17 protein-coding genes and 1 pseudogene are annotated in these 17230 nt (G+C 73.2%); 7 read left to right on the forward strand and 11 right to left on the reverse strand.

Going from position 1 to position 17230, the window contains the following annotated elements; all coding sequences use genetic code 11:
* Window positions 1-176: 176 nt before the first annotated feature.
* Window positions 177-1022 (forward strand): alpha/beta fold hydrolase, encoded by an 846-nt coding sequence (locus CP967_RS11140; RefSeq protein WP_150487834.1) that lies wholly within the window; start codon window positions 177-179, stop codon window positions 1020-1022.
* 88 nt (window positions 1023-1110) lie between these two features.
* On the opposite strand, the gene CP967_RS11145 is transcribed toward CP967_RS11140, so the two are convergent.
* A complete protein-coding gene (locus CP967_RS11145; protein WP_150487835.1) occupies window positions 1111-2022 on the reverse strand; it encodes an NYN domain-containing protein in 912 nt (303 codons plus the stop codon).
* A 209-nt stretch (window positions 2023-2231) separates the two neighbouring features.
* Between CP967_RS11145 and CP967_RS33945 the strand changes: the two genes are divergently transcribed.
* Window positions 2232-2384 carry a hypothetical protein gene (locus tag CP967_RS33945; RefSeq protein ID WP_167535367.1) on the forward strand — a complete coding sequence of 51 codons (153 nt, stop codon included), beginning with the start codon at window positions 2232-2234 and terminating at the stop codon, window positions 2382-2384.
* Window positions 2385-2470: 86 nt separating this feature from the next.
* Here the strand turns inward: CP967_RS33945 and CP967_RS11150 are convergent, their stop codons facing one another.
* The 4 genes from CP967_RS11150 to CP967_RS11165 all read right to left on the reverse strand — a co-directional run bounded on the left by CP967_RS11150 (window position 2471) and on the right by CP967_RS11165 (window position 5658).
* The gene (locus CP967_RS11150; protein ID WP_150487836.1) at window positions 2471-3076 is read right to left on the reverse strand and encodes a MarC family protein; all 606 of its coding nucleotides are present in this window, start codon (window positions 3074-3076) and stop codon (window positions 2471-2473) included.
* A 157-nt stretch (window positions 3077-3233) separates the two neighbouring features.
* A complete protein-coding gene (locus tag CP967_RS11155; protein ID WP_150487837.1) occupies window positions 3234-4100 on the reverse strand; it encodes a PHP domain-containing protein in 867 nt (288 codons plus the stop codon).
* Between the two features lie 252 nt (window positions 4101-4352).
* Entirely contained in the window at window positions 4353-4997 is a 645-nt protein-coding gene (locus CP967_RS11160) for a DUF6758 family protein (protein WP_150487838.1), read from the reverse strand.
* 76 nt (window positions 4998-5073) lie between these two features.
* Window positions 5074-5658 carry a suppressor of fused domain protein gene (locus CP967_RS11165; RefSeq protein ID WP_150487839.1) on the reverse strand — a complete coding sequence of 195 codons (585 nt, stop codon included), beginning with the start codon at window positions 5656-5658 and terminating at the stop codon, window positions 5074-5076.
* A gap of 415 nt (window positions 5659-6073) precedes the next feature.
* Between CP967_RS11165 and CP967_RS11175 the strand changes: the two genes are divergently transcribed.
* Complete coding sequence (locus tag CP967_RS11175) at window positions 6074-7189, forward strand: magnesium and cobalt transport protein CorA (protein ID WP_150487840.1); 1116 nt, start codon at window positions 6074-6076, stop codon at window positions 7187-7189.
* Window positions 7190-7247: 58 nt separating this feature from the next.
* Window positions 7248-7766: a hypothetical protein gene (locus CP967_RS11180; protein WP_150487841.1), complete on the forward strand. Its 519-nt coding sequence runs from the start codon at window positions 7248-7250 to the stop codon at window positions 7764-7766.
* Window positions 7767-7801: 35 nt separating this feature from the next.
* Here the strand turns inward: CP967_RS11180 and CP967_RS11185 are convergent, their stop codons facing one another.
* On the reverse strand, window positions 7802-8551 hold the full coding sequence (locus CP967_RS11185; RefSeq protein ID WP_150487842.1) for a hypothetical protein: 750 nt from the start codon (window positions 8549-8551) through the stop codon (window positions 7802-7804).
* Between the two features lie 168 nt (window positions 8552-8719).
* Between CP967_RS11185 and CP967_RS11190 the strand changes: the two genes are divergently transcribed.
* Genes CP967_RS11190 through CP967_RS11200 form a run of 3 tightly spaced genes read left to right on the forward strand, consistent with a single transcriptional unit; the run spans window position 8720 to window position 11727 of the window.
* Window positions 8720-9994 carry a magnesium transporter MgtE N-terminal domain-containing protein gene (locus CP967_RS11190; protein ID WP_150487843.1) on the forward strand — a complete coding sequence of 425 codons (1275 nt, stop codon included), beginning with the start codon at window positions 8720-8722 and terminating at the stop codon, window positions 9992-9994.
* Complete coding sequence (locus CP967_RS11195; protein WP_150487844.1) at window positions 9984-10550, forward strand: DUF1003 domain-containing protein; 567 nt, start codon at window positions 9984-9986, stop codon at window positions 10548-10550. The genes CP967_RS11190 and CP967_RS11195 overlap by 11 nt, the downstream gene beginning before the upstream one ends.
* Window positions 10551-10593: 43 nt before the next feature.
* On the forward strand, window positions 10594-11727 hold the full coding sequence (locus tag CP967_RS11200) for an Mrp/NBP35 family ATP-binding protein (protein WP_150487845.1): 1134 nt from the start codon (window positions 10594-10596) through the stop codon (window positions 11725-11727).
* Window positions 11728-11793: 66 nt separating this feature from the next.
* On the opposite strand, the gene CP967_RS11205 is transcribed toward CP967_RS11200, so the two are convergent.
* From CP967_RS11205 to sigE, 5 genes and pseudogenes are all read right to left on the reverse strand, one after another.
* Window positions 11794-12456 carry a hypothetical protein gene (locus CP967_RS11205; protein WP_150487846.1) on the reverse strand — a complete coding sequence of 221 codons (663 nt, stop codon included), beginning with the start codon at window positions 12454-12456 and terminating at the stop codon, window positions 11794-11796.
* Window positions 12457-12700: 244 nt separating this feature from the next.
* Window positions 12701-13147: a sec-independent translocase gene (locus tag CP967_RS11210; protein ID WP_150487847.1), complete on the reverse strand. Its 447-nt coding sequence runs from the start codon at window positions 13145-13147 to the stop codon at window positions 12701-12703.
* A 115-nt stretch (window positions 13148-13262) separates the two neighbouring features.
* On the reverse strand, window positions 13263-15251 hold the full coding sequence (locus CP967_RS11215; RefSeq protein WP_150487848.1) for a S1C family serine protease: 1989 nt from the start codon (window positions 15249-15251) through the stop codon (window positions 13263-13265).
* A gap of 90 nt (window positions 15252-15341) precedes the next feature.
* Window positions 15342-16329, reverse strand: a pseudogene (locus CP967_RS11220) (anti-sigma factor family protein).
* The gene (gene sigE / locus CP967_RS11225; RefSeq protein ID WP_190174965.1) at window positions 16326-17087 is read right to left on the reverse strand and encodes an RNA polymerase sigma factor SigE; all 762 of its coding nucleotides are present in this window, start codon (window positions 17085-17087) and stop codon (window positions 16326-16328) included. Before sigE ends, CP967_RS11220 begins: the two are co-directional and overlap by 4 nt.
* Window positions 17088-17230 lie beyond the last annotated feature (143 nt).

The raw sequence follows: 17230 nt of genomic DNA on the forward strand, positions 1-17230 counted from the left end.
ATCTCGCGGGCCCGGGGCCCTCGGCGTGTCCGGGCGCCCCTCCGGCATGTCCGGCCGTGGCGCGAAGGCCCGCGGGAGCTCCCCCGCCGGTGCCCGCGCCGGGGGCCGCCGGGCCGGCTCCCGGCGGGGCGGGGCGGGGCGGGCACCGGTCGCCGGGACGGCGATAACCTCGCCCCATGAGCCGGCCTCCGACCTTCACCCCGCCGCCCTGCGCCCGTGCCCGCGTCCTGCGCACCGGGCGCGGGGACTTCGCCGTACTGGACGCCGCACCGCGTACCCCGCCGCGTGCCACCGCGCTGCTGCTGCCCGGTTACACCGGTAGCAAGGAGGACTTCATCGCGATGCTCGAACCGCTGGCCGGGGCCGGGTTCCGGGTGGTGTCGGCGGACGGCCGAGGACAGTACGAGACCGAGGGGACGGGCCGTCAGGAGGATTACGCCCAGAAGGAGTTGGCTGCCGACGTGCAGGCGCAGGCCGCCGCGCTCGACGCTCCCGGCGGTGTCCACCTGGTCGGGCACTCCCTCGGCGGCCAGATCGCCCGGGCCGCGGTGCTGGCCGACGCCTCGCCGTTCCGGTCGCTGACGCTGATGTCGTCGGGACCCGCCGAGATCTCCCCGGCGCAGCAGGAGAAGGTCCGGCTGCTCGGCGAGGTGCTGGCCACCCTGACCATGGAGCAGGTGTGGCGGGCGATGCGCGCCCTGGATCCTCCCGAGGACGCCGACGCCGACGGCGGTGAGGACATGCGCCGCCGCTGGCTGCGCCACGATCCGGCGCAGCTGCTCGCCACGGGGGCGCAGCTGTCGGCGGAACCGGACCGGGTCGACGAGCTCGCCGCGCTGGCGTTGCCGGTCCATGTGGTCTCGGGCGGGACCGACGATGTCTGGCCCGTGCCGCTGCTGGACTCGATGGCACGCCGGCTGGGCGCCCGCCGCACCGTGATCGAGGGCGCCGAGCACTCCCCGAACACGGCGCGGCCGGCCGAGACGGCGGCGGCGCTCGTCTCGTTCTGGGACGACCTCTGATCCGAGCCGGATCCCGTCCGGGGGGCGGCCCGTCTGCCGGTCCGGACCGGGTTCGGGCCGGTCCGGCGGTCCGCCGGGGCCTGCCGGGTCAGTACTGCGCCTGGAGGTGCTGCCAGAAGCCGTCGCGCAGCGCGCGCCGGAGGTGGGCGTGCCCGCGGAGGGAGCGCTGGAGCAGCCGCTCGGCCTCGACGAGCAGGTCCTGGTCGACGGAGCCGGGGAGGTAGGGGCGGCCGGGCAGCAGGTCGGCGAGGGCGTCCCGGCCGCGGGTGGCGAGCCAGCCGGCGGCGATCTGCGCACCGACGAAGCGCACGTCCTCGCGTGCGGGGGCCGGGCTGTCCTCCTCGTACATCGTGACGGGGCGCCGGGTCACGTACGGCCGGCAGAAGTCGAGGTCGAAGGTGCGCTGGCTGTCGACCTCCCAGAGCAGCGGCTCGGCCTGGTTGCGGCCCTCCCCCGCCTCGATGCCCCAGAGGTGGACGCGGGCGCCGTACCCCTGGGCCGCCTCCACGGCCGACACCAGGTCCTCGTCGCCGCCGACGAGGGCCGCGTCGCTGACGGCCCGGTGCCGGGCGAGCGATTCGAGGTCGGAGCGGATGAGTGAGTCGACGCCCTTCTGCTGGTTGTTGGCGTTGAGGTTGCCCAGTCTGACCTTGACGTCGGGCAGTTCGGCGATGGCCTGCTGCTCGGTGGTGTGGATGCGGCGCCGGGCGCCGTCGTACCAGTAGACGCGGAGCAGTCTGCTGTCCGCGAAGATGGTGCGGGCCTTGTCGATGAACGCCTCGATCAGCCCTTCCGCGTCGAGGTCGAAGGAGCGGCGGTCCTCGGTGCCGGTGACGAGGAGTCCGGCGGCGGCGTAGACATAGCCCGCGTCCACGAAGATCGCGTGGGTGGAAGGGGTCTTCGAGACCTCGGCGAGCACCCGCTGGAGCAGCTCGTTGGTGCGGTCCAGCTGTTCGCGGAGGCCGGGCCCGCCGTCCGGCTGCGGGTCCCTCCCGTTCATGCCGGCCTCATCGGCTGCGTACGGCTCGTTACCGACGGGTACTTAGGCATCCAAAAATTTTCCTTAGCATAGGGAATGTTTGCAGGCTGCAAGTCGTTGGACCCTTTGTGGAGCGCGGGACGCGAGCGTCGTGTGCTCCCATCCTCTCGGACGGCAGACCCGTCCATCCAGTAGTTCTCCATCAGGAGGATCAGACGAAGGGAAGCCTTATGCGCTTCGAGATCACGCGCCTGGACGACGTCGACGGTACCGCCGTGGACAGCACCGTCGTGGACGCCGCCTCCGTCAACCGGATCGTGCAGCAGGCCGCCTCCATCGGCCAGCGCATTCTGATCCGTCCGGCCGACACGCCGGTTTCGTAACGCCTTGGGCCGCACGGCGCGGCCGAGCCGACGCAGATGCGCCCCCGTACGGAAGACGTCCGTGCGGGGGCGCGGTGCTGTCCCGGTCAGGCGTTCTGGACGACCTGGGTGACCCCGTTGATGATCTGCTGCACCGCGATGGCGGAGAGCATCATGCCGGCGAGCCGGGTCACCAGGACCACTCCGCCGTCCTTGATGACCCGGATGATCAGCAGCGAGTAACGCATCGCGAGCCAGAGCACCAGGTGCATGGCGACGATCGCCGACCAGACCGATATCTGGCCGCCCACGCCGTCGGCGTCCTGCACGGCGAGGATCACCGAGACGATCGCGCCGGGGCCTGCGAGCAGCGGCATCCCCAGCGGTACGAGGGCCACGTTGACGTCCTTGGTCTGCGTGGGCTCGTCCGTCTTCCCGGTGAGCAGGTCCAGCGCGATCAGCAGCAGGAGGAGCCCGCCCGCGATCATCAGGGCGGGGACCGAGACGTGGAGGTAGTCGAGGATCTGCTGGCCGAGCACGCCGAAGACGGCGATGACTCCGAAGGCCACGGCGACCGCCTGGGCGGCCATCCGGCGCTGCACCTTGGCGGGGCGGCCCGCGGTGAGGGCCAGGAAGATCGGGGTGATTCCGGGCGGATCCATAATCACAAAAAGGGTGAGAAAGAGGGATCCGAAGACAGCGACGTCGAACACAGTGAGCCTTGCGAGAGAAGAGCGGGCCGAAACAGGGGGCGCCCGCGGCACCGGACGGGCGCGCGGGGGTACGGAAGACAGGAGCGGTGACGGGGAGCCGGGCGCACGGGAGCGCACGGGACCCGGGGGGCGGCGGCCGGAGCGCGCGGAGGGCGCGTTACGCCTGGAGGGCTCCACCGGCGCCCGGCACGGGGAAGGCTCCCGTGGCGCGCCGGGTGATCTCGCCGTAGATCTCGGGGTCGGTGGTGTACTCCCCGAGGCGGACGGTCTTACGGGTGCCGTGGTAGTCGCTGGAACCGGTGGGCAGCAGGTCCAGCTCGGCGGCGAGCGCGCGCAGGCGGGCCCGGGCCGGCTCGTCGTGGTCCATGTGGTCGACCTCGATGCCGTCGAGGCCGGCCTCGGCCAGACCCGCGATCACGGCTTCGGGCACCACCCGGCCGCGCTTCACGGCCATCGGGTGGGCGAAGACGGTGACTCCGCCCGCGGCCTTGACCAGGCGGACGGCGTCGAACGGGTCGAGTTCGTGCTTCCCGGCGTAGGCGCGGCCCCCGTCGCCGAGCCAGGCCGGGGCGAAGGCGTCGGAGACCGAGCCGACCACCCCGAGCTCGACCAGCGCGGTGGCGACGTGCGGACGGCCGACCGAGCCGTCCCCGGCGATCCGGGCGACCTGCTCCCAGGTGACGGGGACCCCGAGCTCCTGGAGCTTGCGCACCATCGCCTTGGCGCGCGGCACCCGGTCGTCCCGCACCAGTTCGCGTTCCCGCGCCAGTTCGGGCTCGGCGGGGTCGAAGAGGTACGCCAGCATGTGCACGCCGATGCCGTCGACGCGGCAGGACAGCTCGGCGCCGGTGACCAGGGTCAGCCCCTCGGGCAGCGCCGCCACCGCCTCCGCGTGGCCGCCCACGGTGTCGTGGTCGGTGAGGGCGACGACGTCGAGGCCCGCAGCGGCGGCGTTCGCCACCAGCCGGGCGGGGGTGTCCGTGCCGTCCGACGCGGTGGAGTGGGTGTGCAGATCGATGCGCACGACGCGGACTCCGGTGCTGGTGGACGGGCAGGGACGCTCAAAAGGATAACCGGCGCTTTCCGGGCCCGGGGCCCCCGGCCGGGCCTGTCCGGTCACACCCGCGCCCGGGGCCGGGCCTGTCCGGCTCCTATACCCGCGCCCGGGGGCCGGGCCTGTCCGGCCTTCCACACCCGCGCCCGGGGCCGCCCCTCGTGTCCGGGCCGGTGCCGCCGCGTCCCGGCGCCCTCCCCGCGCCCGCCCCGGGCGGACCGCTCAGGGCCGGGAGAGCAGCCGGGGGGTGAGGGCCCCACAGGGCACGAGGTCCACCTCGGCGCCCGCGTCCCGCAGATCGGTCAGCACCAGCTCGTCGTACATCAGGAGTCCGGACTGCTCGGGCCAGAGGATCGCCCAGAGCCACAGTCCGCGCGCCTCGCCGGCGAAGACCGCACGGTCGCCCGGGGCGTCCTTGACGTGCCACAGCGGGGTGGGCCGCCCGGCGGCCAGCACCTTGGCGTCGGGCGCCCCGGCGACGTCCAGGCCGGTACCGGGGTCGGGCCCGTCGAGGCCGGCGTACCGCGCCCCGAGCCCGACGCCGAGTTCCTCGGCGACCAGCACCAGCTCGCCCATACCGCCGAGCGGGCCGGGGCCGGAACAGGCGACGGCGGTGGCACGGCCGCCGCTGCGGTCGTCGCCCGCGTACGCCGCACCGGTGAGCAGCCAGCCCACCGGGAGCGGCCAGGGCATCCACACCGGCACCCTGGAGCGGTGCACCACGACGCCCAGCGACTCCACGCTCGGCGGGATCACCGGCTGCATGGGGTGGACCGGGCCGTGCGCGGCACACTGCCAGGAATCGGTGAAGAGACCGGGCGCCCTGACCCGGCCTCCGCACTTCGGGCAACTGGGTTCGCCCCTCATAACGCCCCACGGTCCTCTCCGGCCGCCGCCGCGTCAAGGACGATCACCCGTCCGCAGCGCGGCGGACCCCGGGCGGTCAGTCCAGCGGTACGGAGCCGCGCAGCGGGTCGCGCAGGTCGGTGCCCCGCGCGAGCCAGCGCTCCTGGAGTTCCTGGGCGCCCCGGACGCGCTTCCACGCGGCCTCGTTGTGCGTCATCGGCAGCAGGGGCAGGAAGCGCACCGGGTCCATCGGCCCGTCCAGCTCCAGGTCCTCCACGAGGCCGCCGGGTTCGGCGACCAGGACGGAGCTGAACGGCGCGCCGGGCCAGAGCGGCTGTCCCAGGTCGAGGGAGGCCCCCGGCGCGACGACCAGGCCCTCGACCTGGGGCGAGGCGGCGAGTACGGCCAGGGGCCGCAGCACCTGGTCGGTGTCGGCGCGTCCCGCCCGCACGGACAGGACCAGTTCGGCGCGGGGCCCCTTCACCGGGTCGGCCAGCGGGGAGGTGGGGTCGGCCATGGGCTGCCCGGACATCCCGAGCGTGACGTAGCGCACCACGTCGCCGTCGGCGAAGCGGAGCACCTCGATGCGGTCGGTGCCGATGAACGTCACCCCGGCCCGCGCGTCCGGCTCGCCCAGGGCGCTGCGGAGCCGGGCCTCGACCAGCTCAAGAATTTCTCCCATGCGGCGAGCATAGAACGGGTCTGCGACGGGCAAAGTAAGGGATTGGCCCATGGGCGGCTGATAGCCTGGGGCGTCGGTCGGGACAGCGCGCAGAAGCGGCTTTCGGTCCTGACAACACGTGATCCCCCACGGGGGACCGGCCGGAGGAGGTGGGGCTGCGGTGGATCCAAGTCGACCGTGCAGTACCAGCCGCCCTTCCGTGCGAGGCCTCCTCTCCGCCGTCTGACGCTCCCGTCGGACCTGCCCACGGCCGTTCGCGCACCGGAAGAGCCCCTCGTTTCCGCTTCTGCCTGTCTGTAGCGAACGCCGTCATCGCGCCGTGCGCGGTGCCGCCCGCTTTGCGGACGTGGGTCCACGTCCTCGTTCCGGGCTGTTCCACGCCCCGCCGACGGCTCTCCGTGAAGAGGAGCCAGCCATGTCGATGATCCGTGACCTGCGCGCCGCGGTGCGCCCGTCCCTGCGCAAGAGCAGCACCCCGTACAGCGGCTACGACACCACCCGCGATCCCTCCGCCTCCAGCGCCGTGGTGGACTGCGCTGTCTACCGGGACGGGCGCCGGGTCACCGAGGCCGCCTGCCTGACGCCGCACGAGGCGATGCTGCGGGTCCGGGAGGAGGGCGGTTTCGCCTGGATCGGCCTGCACGAGCCGACCGAGGAGGAATTCGCCGGTATCGCCCGCGAGTTCGGCCTCCACCCGCTCGCCGTCGAGGACGCCGTCCACGCCCACCAGCGGCCGAAGCTGGAGCGGTACGACGAGACGCTCTTCACGGTCTTCAAGACCATCCACTACGTCGAGCACGCCGAACTCACCGCCACCAGCGAGGTGGTGGAGACCGGTGAGGTGATGTGCTTCACCGGCCGGGACTTCGTCATCACGGTCCGGCACGGCGGCCAGGGGTCGCTGCGCGGGCTGCGCCACCGGATGCAGGACGATCCGGAGCTGCTCGCCAAAGGGCCCTCGGCCGTGCTGCACGCCATCGCGGACCATGTGGTCGACGGGTACATCGCGGTGGCCGGCTCGGTGCAGGACGACATCGACGAGGTGGAGATCGACGTCTTCTCCACCCCGGCGAAGGGCGGCCGCCGCGGGTCGGACGCCGGCCGGATCTACCAGCTCAAGCGTGAGGTGCTGGAGTTCAAGCGGGCCGTCTCACCGCTGCTGCGCCCGATGCAGCTGCTCAGTGAGCGGCCGATGAGGCTGATCGACCCCGACATCCAGAAGTATTTCCGCGACGTCGCCGACCACCTGGCCCGGGTGCACGAGGAGGTCATCGGCTTCGACGAGCTGCTGAACTCGATCCTCCAGGCCAATCTGGCGCAGGCGACGGTCGCCCAGAACGAGGACATGCGCAAGATCACGTCCTGGGCCGCGATCATCGCCGTACCCACGATGATCTGCGGGGTCTACGGCATGAACTTCGACCACATGCCCGAACTGCGCTGGACCTACGGCTATCCGATGGTCCTGGGTGTCATCGCCGTGGTCTGTTTCTCCATCCACCGCTCCCTCAAGCGCAACGGCTGGCTGTAGGAGCCCCCGGCGGAAAGAGGGTCCGGGGCTCCGGTGCCCCGTCCCATAGAGTGCGGGCATGACTGCTGCTGACACGCTGCTGGGCCGGGCCCTGATCGAGGAGGCCACCAAGAAGTCGGGGCTGGTCTGGGTGCGCGGCTCCGGCCCCGCCCGGGCGTTGTGGCACGTCTGGCACGAGGGTGCGGCCGTGCTGGTCGGGGACGGCCCCGGTGAACAGCCGCTGCCCGCGGGGCTCGACGCGGGCGGTACCGCGGAGGTGACCGTGCGCAGCAAGGACAAGGGCGGCCGGATCGTCGCCTGGACGGCGGCGGTCACCGTCCTCGAACCGCGCTCCGCGGAGTGGGAGGCGGCGGTCGGCGAGCTCAAGGGCAAGCGGCTGAACGCACCGGACGCCGAGCGGTTGGCCGAGCGCTGGGCGCGGGAGTGCCGGGTGGTACGGCTGACGCCCGGCGAGCCCCTGCCCGAGCTGCCGCGGACCTCCCTGGCCGCGGTGCCCCTGCCGACCGGGGCGACCACCAGGCGGCCCGTGCCCGCCGCCCTCCCCCGGCTGCTGCTGAAGCGCCGCGGGAGGAGCTGAGTCCGGCCGGGCCCCCTGCCCTCAGCTCTCGGCCCTCAGCCCGAGGACTTGGGGAGTTCGCCGCCGTAGTCGACCGTCTCGTCCTCGGCCGGTGCCTCCAGTTCGAAGGCGTGGCCCCAGTCGGCGAGGGTGACCGACCCGCCGCCACCGCCCCGGGCGACCCGCAGGGGGTAGGGGGTGCCCTTCAGGGAGACGTCGAGCGTGCCGCCCTCACCTTCTCCCCCCGTGATCTGCACGGTACGCACCCCTCCGACCGAGCCGCGGTCGCCCTTGCCGACCTTTCCGTGCAGGGTCAGCACACCGTCGAGGAGGGTCTTCTTCTCCGTGAAGCCGCGCAGTTGCCGGTAGGTCGGATCGTCCTCGGGGACCTTCACGTACTTGCCCCCCAGCTTGCCGGCGGCCTGGGCGCTCCCGTCGTCGCTCCCGTCCTTCCAGAAGCCGGCGTCGGCCTTGAGGTACAGCTCGTCGCCGATCCGGAGCAGGGCGAAGGTGTTCTCCCTGGAGGTGACCGAGCCGGTACCGCCGTCGGCGCTGAGCTGCATGTTCAGGGAGTACGTACCGCCTTTGCTGACGAGTTTCCCGGTCAGCCGCACCGCTCCGGCCGCGTCGGCCGCGGCCCGTGTCCTCGTCTCGATCTGTGCCGCCGTCAGCTTCCCGACCCCGTTGGTCCCCGCGTCCGGGTCCTCGCCCGCGCAGGCCGTCAGCGCGGCGGTCAGTCCCGCGCAGAGCACCACGGTGAGCGCGGTCCGGCGGCGGGCCCGGACGGCGGGGGCCAAGGGGGTCACGGCGCACTGCCTCTCATCTGTGTCTGGGTGGCAGACCGCAGCGTACCCGTGCCCCGTGTCCCGTCCGGAGCCGCTCCGGACGGCCGGTCCGCCGGAGCGGCCCGGACCGGTACGGGCTAGCCTGATCACGGCGGAAGACGGACACGGCGGACGGAGGGAGGCCCGGAGATGGCGGCTGGTGTGCCCCGGGTCTTCGTCTCGCACCTGGCCGGCGTCCCCGTGTTCGACCCCAACGGCGACCAGGTCGGCCGGGTCCGGGACCTGGTGGCGATGCTGCGGGTCGGCGGGAAGCCTCCCCGGCTCCTCGGCATGGTGGTCGAGGTGGTGAGCCGGCGCCGGATCTTCCTCCCGATGACCCGGGTGACGGGCGTCGAGTCCGGCCAGGTCATCACCACCGGTGTGGTCAACATGCGGCGCTTCGAGCAGCGCCCGACCGAGCGACTCGTCCTCGGCGAGTTCCTTGACCGGCGGGTGCGCCTGGTGGAGACGGACGAGGAGGTCACGGTCCTGGACGTGGCCATCCAGCAGCTGCCGGCCCGCCGTGACTGGGAGATCGACAAGTTCTTCGTGCGCAAGGGGCGGGGCGGGGCGCTGCGCCGCAAGGGCGAGACCCTGACCGTGGAGTGGCCGGCGATCAGCGGCCTCTCGCTGGAGCAGCACGGGCAGGGCGCCGAGAGCCTGGTCGCCACCTTCGAGCGGCTGCGCCCCACCGACGTCGCCAACGCCCTGCACCACCTGACGCCGAAGCGCCGGGCGGAGGTCGCGGCGGCGCTGGACGACGACCGGCTCGCGGACGTGCTGGAGGAGCTCCCCGGCGACGACCAGGTGGAGATCATCGGCAAGCTGGAGGAGAACCGCGCCGCGGACGTGCTGGAGGCGATGGACCCGGACGACGCGGCCGACCTGCTCTCCGAACTGCCGGAAGCCGACAAGGAGCGCCTGCTGACCCTGATGCGGCCGGGGGACGCGGCCGACGTACGCCGGCTGCTGTCGTACGAGGAGCGGACCGCGGGTGGGCTGATGACGACCGAGCCGATCATCCTGCGGCCCGACGCGACGGTCGCGGACGCGCTGGCCCGGGTGCGGCAGCAGGACCTCTCCCCCGCGCTGGCCGCCCAGGTCTACGTGTGCCGCTCCCCGGACGAGACCCCGACCGGCAAGTACCTGGGCACCGTGCACTTCCAGCGGCTGCTGCGCGACCCGCCGTTCACCCTGGTCAGCTCGCTCGTGGACAGCGACCTCGTGCCGCTCGCGCCGGACACCCCGCTCTCCGAGGTGACGAGCTATCTGGCCGCGTACAACCTGGTGTCGGTGCCGGTGGTGGACGAGAGCATGTCCCTGCTGGGCGCGGTGACCGTCGACGACGTCCTGGACCACCTGCTGCCCGAGGACTGGCGGGAGACCGACTTCGACAGCGGGGAGGCGGTCGGCGGTGGCCGCTGAGGACCGTGACCGCGTGAAGAGCGGTCCGTCGGGCGCGTCGGGCATCGTCCGTCCGCCCCGGTCGCGGCTCGACCAGCCGAAGGCCCCCCGGCGCCGTCTGCTGCCGGAGTACGACCCGGAGGCGTTCGGGCGGTTCTCGGAGCGCATCGCGCGGTTCCTGGGGACCGGGCGGTTCATCGTCTGGATGACGCTGACGATCATCCTGTGGGTGGTGTGGAACATCGTCGCGCCCGAGCACCTGCGCTTCGACGAGTACCCGTTCATCTTCCTCACCCTGGCGCTGTCCCTCCAGGCCTCCTACGCCGCCCCGCTGATCCTCCTCGCGCAGAACCGGCAGGACGACCGCGACCGGGTCACGCACGAACAGGACCGCAAGCAGAACGAGCGCTCGATCGCTGACACCGAGTACCTCACGCGGGAGATCGCCTCGCTCAGGATGGGCCTCGGTGAGGTCGCCACCCGGGACTGGATCCGCTCGGAGCTGGAAGCCCTGGTGAAGGACATGGAGGAGCGCCGGATCATCTCCTCCGCCGAGAGTGACGAAGCCGACCGCTGAGGCGCTACCCGCGCGTAGCACCCGGCGCCGTACCATCGTCCCTATGGCTACGGAAGACGCGGTGCGCGAAGCACTGGCGACAGTGAACGACCCGGAGATCCACCGACCGATCACCGAGCTGGGCATGGTGAAATCCGTCGATATCGATCCTGACGGTGTGGTCGCTGTCACCGTGTACCTCACGGTCTCCGGCTGTCCGATGCGGGAGACGATCACCCGGAACGTCACCGAAGCGGTGGCCCGTGTCGAGGGCGTGTCGCGGGTCGAGGTCACGCTCGACGTGATGAGCGACGAGCAGCGCAAGGAGCTCGCCGCCTCGCTGCGCGGCGGTACGGCGGAGCGGGAGGTCCCGTTCGCCAAGCCCGGTTCGCTGACCCGGGTCTACGCGGTCGCGTCCGGCAAGGGCGGCGTCGGCAAGTCCTCGGTGACGGTGAACCTCGCCGCGGCGATGGCGGCCGACGGTCTCAAGGTCGGCGTGGTGGACGCGGACATCTACGGCCACAGCGTGCCCCGGATGCTCGGCGCGGACGGCAAGCCCACCCAGGTCGAGAACATGATCATGCCGCCGTCCTCGCACGGCGTGAAGGTGATCTCCATCGGCATGTTCACCCCGGGCAACGCCCCGGTGGTCTGGCGCGGCCCGATGCTGCACCGCGCGCTCCAGCAGTTCCTCGCCGATGTGTACTGGGGCGACCTGGACGTGCTGCTGCTCGACCTGCCGCCGGGCACCGGCGACATCGCGATCTCCGTGGCCCAGCTCGTGCCGAACGCCGAGATCCTGGTCGTCACGACCCCGCAGCAGGCGGCGGCCGAGGTGGCCGAGCGGGCCGGCTCGATCGCCGTGCAGACGCACCAGAAGATCGTCGGTGTCGTCGAGAACATGTCGGGCATGCCCTGTCCGCACTGCGACGAGACGGTCGACGTGTTCGGCTCCGGCGGCGGTCAGCGGGTCGCGGACGGCCTGACGAAGACGGTCGGCGCCGAGGTGCCGGTCCTGGGCTCCATCCCGATCGACGTACGGCTCCGGGAGGGCGGCGACGAGGGCAAGCCCGTCGTGCTGTCCGACCCGGACTCCCCGGCCGGTGCGGCGCTGCGGTCCGTGGCGCAGAAGCTGGGGGGCCGTCAGCGCGGCCTGTCCGGCATGTCGCTGGGGCTGACCCCGCGCAACAAGTTCTGACGCGCCGTCGGGCGTACGCGGACGGGCCGGCCCTCGCACGGGGGCCGGCCCGTCGGCGTACCCGGCTCAGTTCTCGTACGTCCTGATGTCGCCGATCACCGCGAAGCCCAGGCCGTAGGCGCTCAGCCCGCGTCCGTACGCGCCGATGTGGACACCGTCGGGCGCCGAGCCCGCGAGGACCCAGCCGAACTCGGACTCGCGGTAGTGGAAGTCCACCGGTACGCCGTCCACCGGGAGCGACAGCGACGACCAGGGGGCCTGGCCCAGTTCGTCGGCGAGCGCGAAAGCGGTCTCGGTCTGCTGGCTCAGCCACTCGCTCCGCAGGACGTGGTCCATCTGCGCGGGCCAGGTGCGGGTGAGCAGACCGGAGCCCGCCAGCAGCGCCGCCGAGGACGCGGTGACGGCCTCCAGCACCCCGGTGCCGTCGCCGCTGTGGCGCAGCGGGCCCGCGCCGACCGTGACCACCACCGCGAAGCGGGCCTTCTCCGCGTTCTCACCGAAGCGCAGGACGGGTTCCTCGCCGTGGCCGGTGCAGCCGTGCTGGACCACGCCCTCCGCGTCGGCGGTGACCTGCATCAGCCAGCGTTCACCGGTGAACGCGTCGTCCAGGCCGTACCAGGGGAACGGCGCCTTGAGATAGCCGTCGACGGTACGCCGGGCCGCCGGCCCGCCCTCCGCGGGATCGGTACCGGGGGCACCGTCCGCCTCTGCCCGACTCGTCGTCTCCATCTGCCCGGCCGCCTCCTCGATCTGTCACTGCTCCGGAGCGGCCCTCCCCCTCGGGTGTGGGCAACCTCGCAACCGGACAGATGGAGAGAATAGCCATACGGTCGTGGCGAGCCGGGAATGACGGCCGTCCGGGCGGTGTCCGGCCCGGTCCGCCGGTGAGCGGGAAGCCGGTGCGCGGCCCCTTCCGGGCCGGTCCCGGTGTCCGCCGCGGACCTCGGTCCGTGACCCCGCGCCCGGTGTCCGCTCAGGTGGCGTCCGCGTCGAAGGGCGGGCGTTCGTCCTTCGCGGGTGCGGCGGGCTTCTTCAGGAGGTCGGGCGTGGCGGCGCCGGCCGCCGCGGCGGCGGGCGCGGCGGGCGCGCTCTCCCGGCCGTTCACCGCGTCGGTGACCTCGGCCATCTCCTTGCGCAGGTCGAAGCTCTCGCGGATCTCCTTCAGCCCCAGGTCGTCGTTGCCCTCCGCGAGCTGCTTGCGGAGATACGTCTTGGGGTTGAGGTCCTCGAACTCGAAGTCCTTGAACTGCGGCCCGAGCTCCGACCGGATGTCCTCCTTGGCGCTGTCCGAGAACTCACGGATCTTGCGGATGGTCCGCGTGACGTCCTGGATGACCTTCGGCAGCTTCTCGGGGCCGAAGACGAGCACGGCGAGAACCACGAGCGTCAGCAGTTCGAGTGCGCCTATGTCGTCGAACACCTTGTTGCTCCTCGTGTTCTCTGCGGGTTCTTCGCGGTTCCGCCCCGGGGTGCCGTGGCCCGGACCGCTCCACGGTACCCGGGGAAGCTGTCCGTGCGGTACCTGCCGATGGCCGTCAGGTGCCGCTCGCCGAACCGAGTGTCAACGTCATGGACAGGTCCTTGCCTCCGCGGATCAGCCGGAGGTCCAGCCGGTCCCCCGGCCGGTGGGCGCGAATCTTGATGATCAGTTCCTCGCCGCTGTGCACCCGCTGGCCCTGCACCTCGGTGATGACGTCACCCGTCCGGATCCCGGCCCTGTCCGCCGGGCCGCCCTCCGTCACCGCGGGTCCGCCGTCGGCGGCCTTGCCGCCGACCCTGGCGCCGTCCCCGGTGAACTGCATGTCCAGCGTGACACCGATCACGGGGTGGGTGGCCTTCCCCGTGTTGATCAGCTCCTCGGCGACCCGTTTCGCCTGGTTGATGGGTATCGCGAAGCCCAGGCCTATGGAGCCGGACTGGCCGCTGTCGGAGCCGGACCCGGTGCCGGCCGCGCGGATGGCGCTGTTGATGCCGATGACCCTGGCCTCGGTGTCGACGAGGGGCCCGCCGGAGTTGCCCGGGTTGATCGGGGCGTCGGTCTGCAGGGCGTCGACGTAACTGACGTCACTGCCGTCGCCCTTCTCGCCGCCCGCGGTGATCGGCCGCTGCTTGGCGCTGATGATGCCGGAGGTGACCGTGTTGGACAGGTCGAAGGGCGCACCGATGGCCACCACCGGATCACCGACCTGGACGTTGTCGGAGTTGCCGAGCGGCAGGGGCGCGAGCCCCGACACGCCGGTGACCTTGACCACCGCCAGGTCGTAACCGCTGTCCTGGCCGACGATCTCGGCCGACGCGGTCTCACCTCCGCTGAAGGTGACCGTGATGTCGCCGGAGGTTCCCGCCGGGGCGACGACATGGTTGTTGGTGAGGATGTGGCCCTTGGCGTCGAGCACGAAGCCCGTGCCGGTCCCCGACTCCGCGGCACCGCTGACGTGCAGGGTCACCACGCTGGGCAGGGCGCGCGAGGCGATCCCGGCGACGCTGTCCGGCGCCCGGCCCCCGCTGTCCCGGCCCGCCTGGGGCAGTTCGACGGTGGTGAGGCCGCCGTTGCGCTCGACGTACGCGCCGACCCCGCCCCCGATGCCTCCGGCGACCAGGGCGAGCAGCACCGCGCCCGCCAGGAGCGCTCCCCGGCGGCTCCTGCGCGGCTGCCCCGCGGTGGCGGAGTCCGGGGCGCTCAGGGGCTGGTGGGGCGGCCGGGGGGCTCCCCAGGGGTCGTAGCGGAGCCACTGGCCGGTCTGCTGCGGGTGCGCGGCGGCCCGGGGCTGGTGCTGTGCCGGGCCGGGCTGGCCGAAGGGAGCGGGCTGGTCGGGCTGGCCGAAGGGAGCGGGCTGCTGGGCGGTACCGGAGGACCCGGCCTGCTGGTGCGGCAGTGTGTGCGCCGCGGAGGGCGGTGCGAAGCCCGCGCCCGGGGGCGGGTACTCCTCGGCCGGCGGGGCGTGCGGGGGAGCCCCCGGGCCGTGCGGGCCCGCGTAGGGCGGGGGTACGGGGGTGCCGTGGGCGGGGGTCGGCACCGGCCGCTGGACGGGCGGCGCGGGGGCCCAGGGCCCCGGTTCGCCGTAGGGCGGGGTGCTGTACTCGTCGGCCGGGTGCAGCGGCCGCGGCCGGGGCGCGGGCTCCCCCGCCGCCACTGCGGCCTCGGCGGGCGCGGACGGTACGGGAGGCCCGGCCTGCGGGACACCGGCGGGCGGAGGGCCGGGCGGGGCGGCGGGCGCGGGCGGCTCGGCGCGGGCCGGCTCGGACGGGTCTGCCACCGGCTCGGCGCGGGGGCCGGGTCCGGGGGCCGGCGGTGCGAGCCGGAACGACTCGTCGGCCTCGGCGGCGGGGTCCATCCCGGGCTCCGCCTGGCCCGTGGCCGGGGGCGCGGGGCTCTCGGCGGGGCCGGCCGCGGGGGCCTGCCCCGTGCCGGCCGTGCTGCCCGGCGCGGGCACCGCGTCTTCCGGCCCGGCGGGGTGGGCGCGCCCCGTGGAGGGGCGGTTCCACCACTTCGTCCTGGGCCCGCTGGGCTTCCCGTCGTCCATGCTCTCCCCGCCCCTGGCCTCTGCGTGCCTCCGCGGAGGCGTTCCTCCCGGAATTCAACCAGGTTTGCCGACCCGTGCGCAGAGGCCGCTTCAGCGCAACGGTGAGAGCGGTATCGCCCGGTCGGCCGACGGTGGTGACGCGGAGGCGGTCGCGGAAGGCGGTACCGACCGCGGATCGGCCGCACGGCCGGGCGGGGACGAGAACAGCGGTCCCGCGTCGGTCGGGCTTATCAGCGGCGGCACGGTCACGTTCAGCGCCGGAAACGCCTGCCCGTGCCCGAGGACCTGCCCGTGCCCGAGGAGCGGCGCGGTGACCAGCAGGGGGGGAGGGCGCCGTCACCAGGACCGGGCCGGGGGGCGCGGACACCGGGGGGACGGGGGCCGGGCTCCGGCCGGACCGGTCGCCGACGGCCAGCGCGCCGCCGCCGCTGCGGCTGGCCGCGGAGCTCCCGCCGCCCGTGCGCGTCTGCTCGTCGAGCGGGGTGGCGGTGGTGCCCGCCCCCTCCGCTCTGAGCGGTGTCTCGGGGGCGTACTCCAGCGGCAGGGTGCCGCCGAGCGCGATGGCCGCCAGGGACACGGCCCCGGCCGCGGCGAACGCGAAGCGCCGGGCACGCAAGGAGGAACGGTCCGCCTCACGGCCCGCCCCGTGCACGGGGAACCCCGCACGGACAGGACCGCCGGGCAGCACCGCGGTGGAACCGTGTGCCGTGGGGAGGTAGCCGAAGCCGCCGGGGGCGCTCCCCGAGCGCCCCCGGGGGTGCCGTGTCACCGGGAAGACGTCCTCCCCGAACCGGCCGGCGCCGCCGAAGGGCCCGTCCGGCCCGCCGCCTCCGCCGCCGGACCCCGCGGGAAGGCCCTGGAGGCGGGCGAGGAAGCCCTCGGAGGGCGGCGGAGGGGTGGAGGCGGCGAAGGCGCTCTTGAGGCGGCGCTGGGCGTCGGCCTCGGCCTTGCAGCGGGAACAGGTCGCCAGGTGGGCCAGGACCCGTTCACGCGCGTCGTGTTTGAGCTCGCCGTCGACGAGCGCGGCGAGGCGGTCCCCCAGGTGCTGCTCCGCGGGGGTCGGGCCGGTGGGACTCACGCCGTTCCGACCTCCCCTGTCAGCACCGCGTCCGCCAGGGAGCGCTGCTCGGCACGGGCCTCGGGCGAACGGTGCCGCAGCGCCTTGCGCAGGTGCGAGCGCCCGCGGTGGATACGGCTGCGGACGGTGCCCAGCTTCACGCCGAGCGTGGCGGCGATCTCCTCGTACGAAAGGCCCTCGATGTCGCAGAGCACGACCGCGGCGCGGAATTCGGGCGCGAGGGTGTCCAGCGCCTGCTGGACGTCCGCGTCGAAGTGCGTGTCGTTGAAGACCTGCTGCGGGGACGGCTCCCGGCTCGGGAGCCGTTCGGCGGCGTCGTCGCCGAGCGAGTCGAAGCGGATCCGCTGCTTGCGGCGGACCATGTCCAGGAAGAGATTGGTCGTGATCCGGTGCAGCCAGCCCTCGAAGGTGCCGGGCGTGTACGTCGACAGCGACCGGAAGACCCGGACGAAGACTTCCTGCGTCAGGTCCTCGGCGTCGTGCTGGTTACCCGTCAGCCGGTAGGCGAGGCGGTACACGCGACCGCTGTGCGTGCTGACGATCTCTTCCCATGAGGGTGGGGTCCACGCCTGGGAATCCGCATCTGAGGCGAAGGTCGCGGTCGGTGCGGAAACGTCGGAAGAACGGTCAGCGGTGTCGGTCACGGATTTCGGCTCACCCGCCGACCTGAGAAAGCGCCGCAGCACTCCGCCCCGATCCACAGGCGCAGCCGCACCTCCCCTATCGGCTCTGGTGGTGTCCAGTGGAGCCCCTACCATAGCCACCTCGCCCGTTAGCTCCGGATAAGCCTTTATTCCCTGAGGGCCCCGGAGGTCCGGGGAGCAAGGGAACATTCCGGGCCGGCCGCCGGGCCGGGCACCGTGTTTTCCCCTGCGTGTTCCTAACGTCCGGTCCCATCTGC

The organism is Streptomyces nitrosporeus, from assembly GCF_008704555.1.
Classification (GTDB): Bacteria; Actinomycetota; Actinomycetes; order Streptomycetales; family Streptomycetaceae; genus Streptomyces; species Streptomyces nitrosporeus.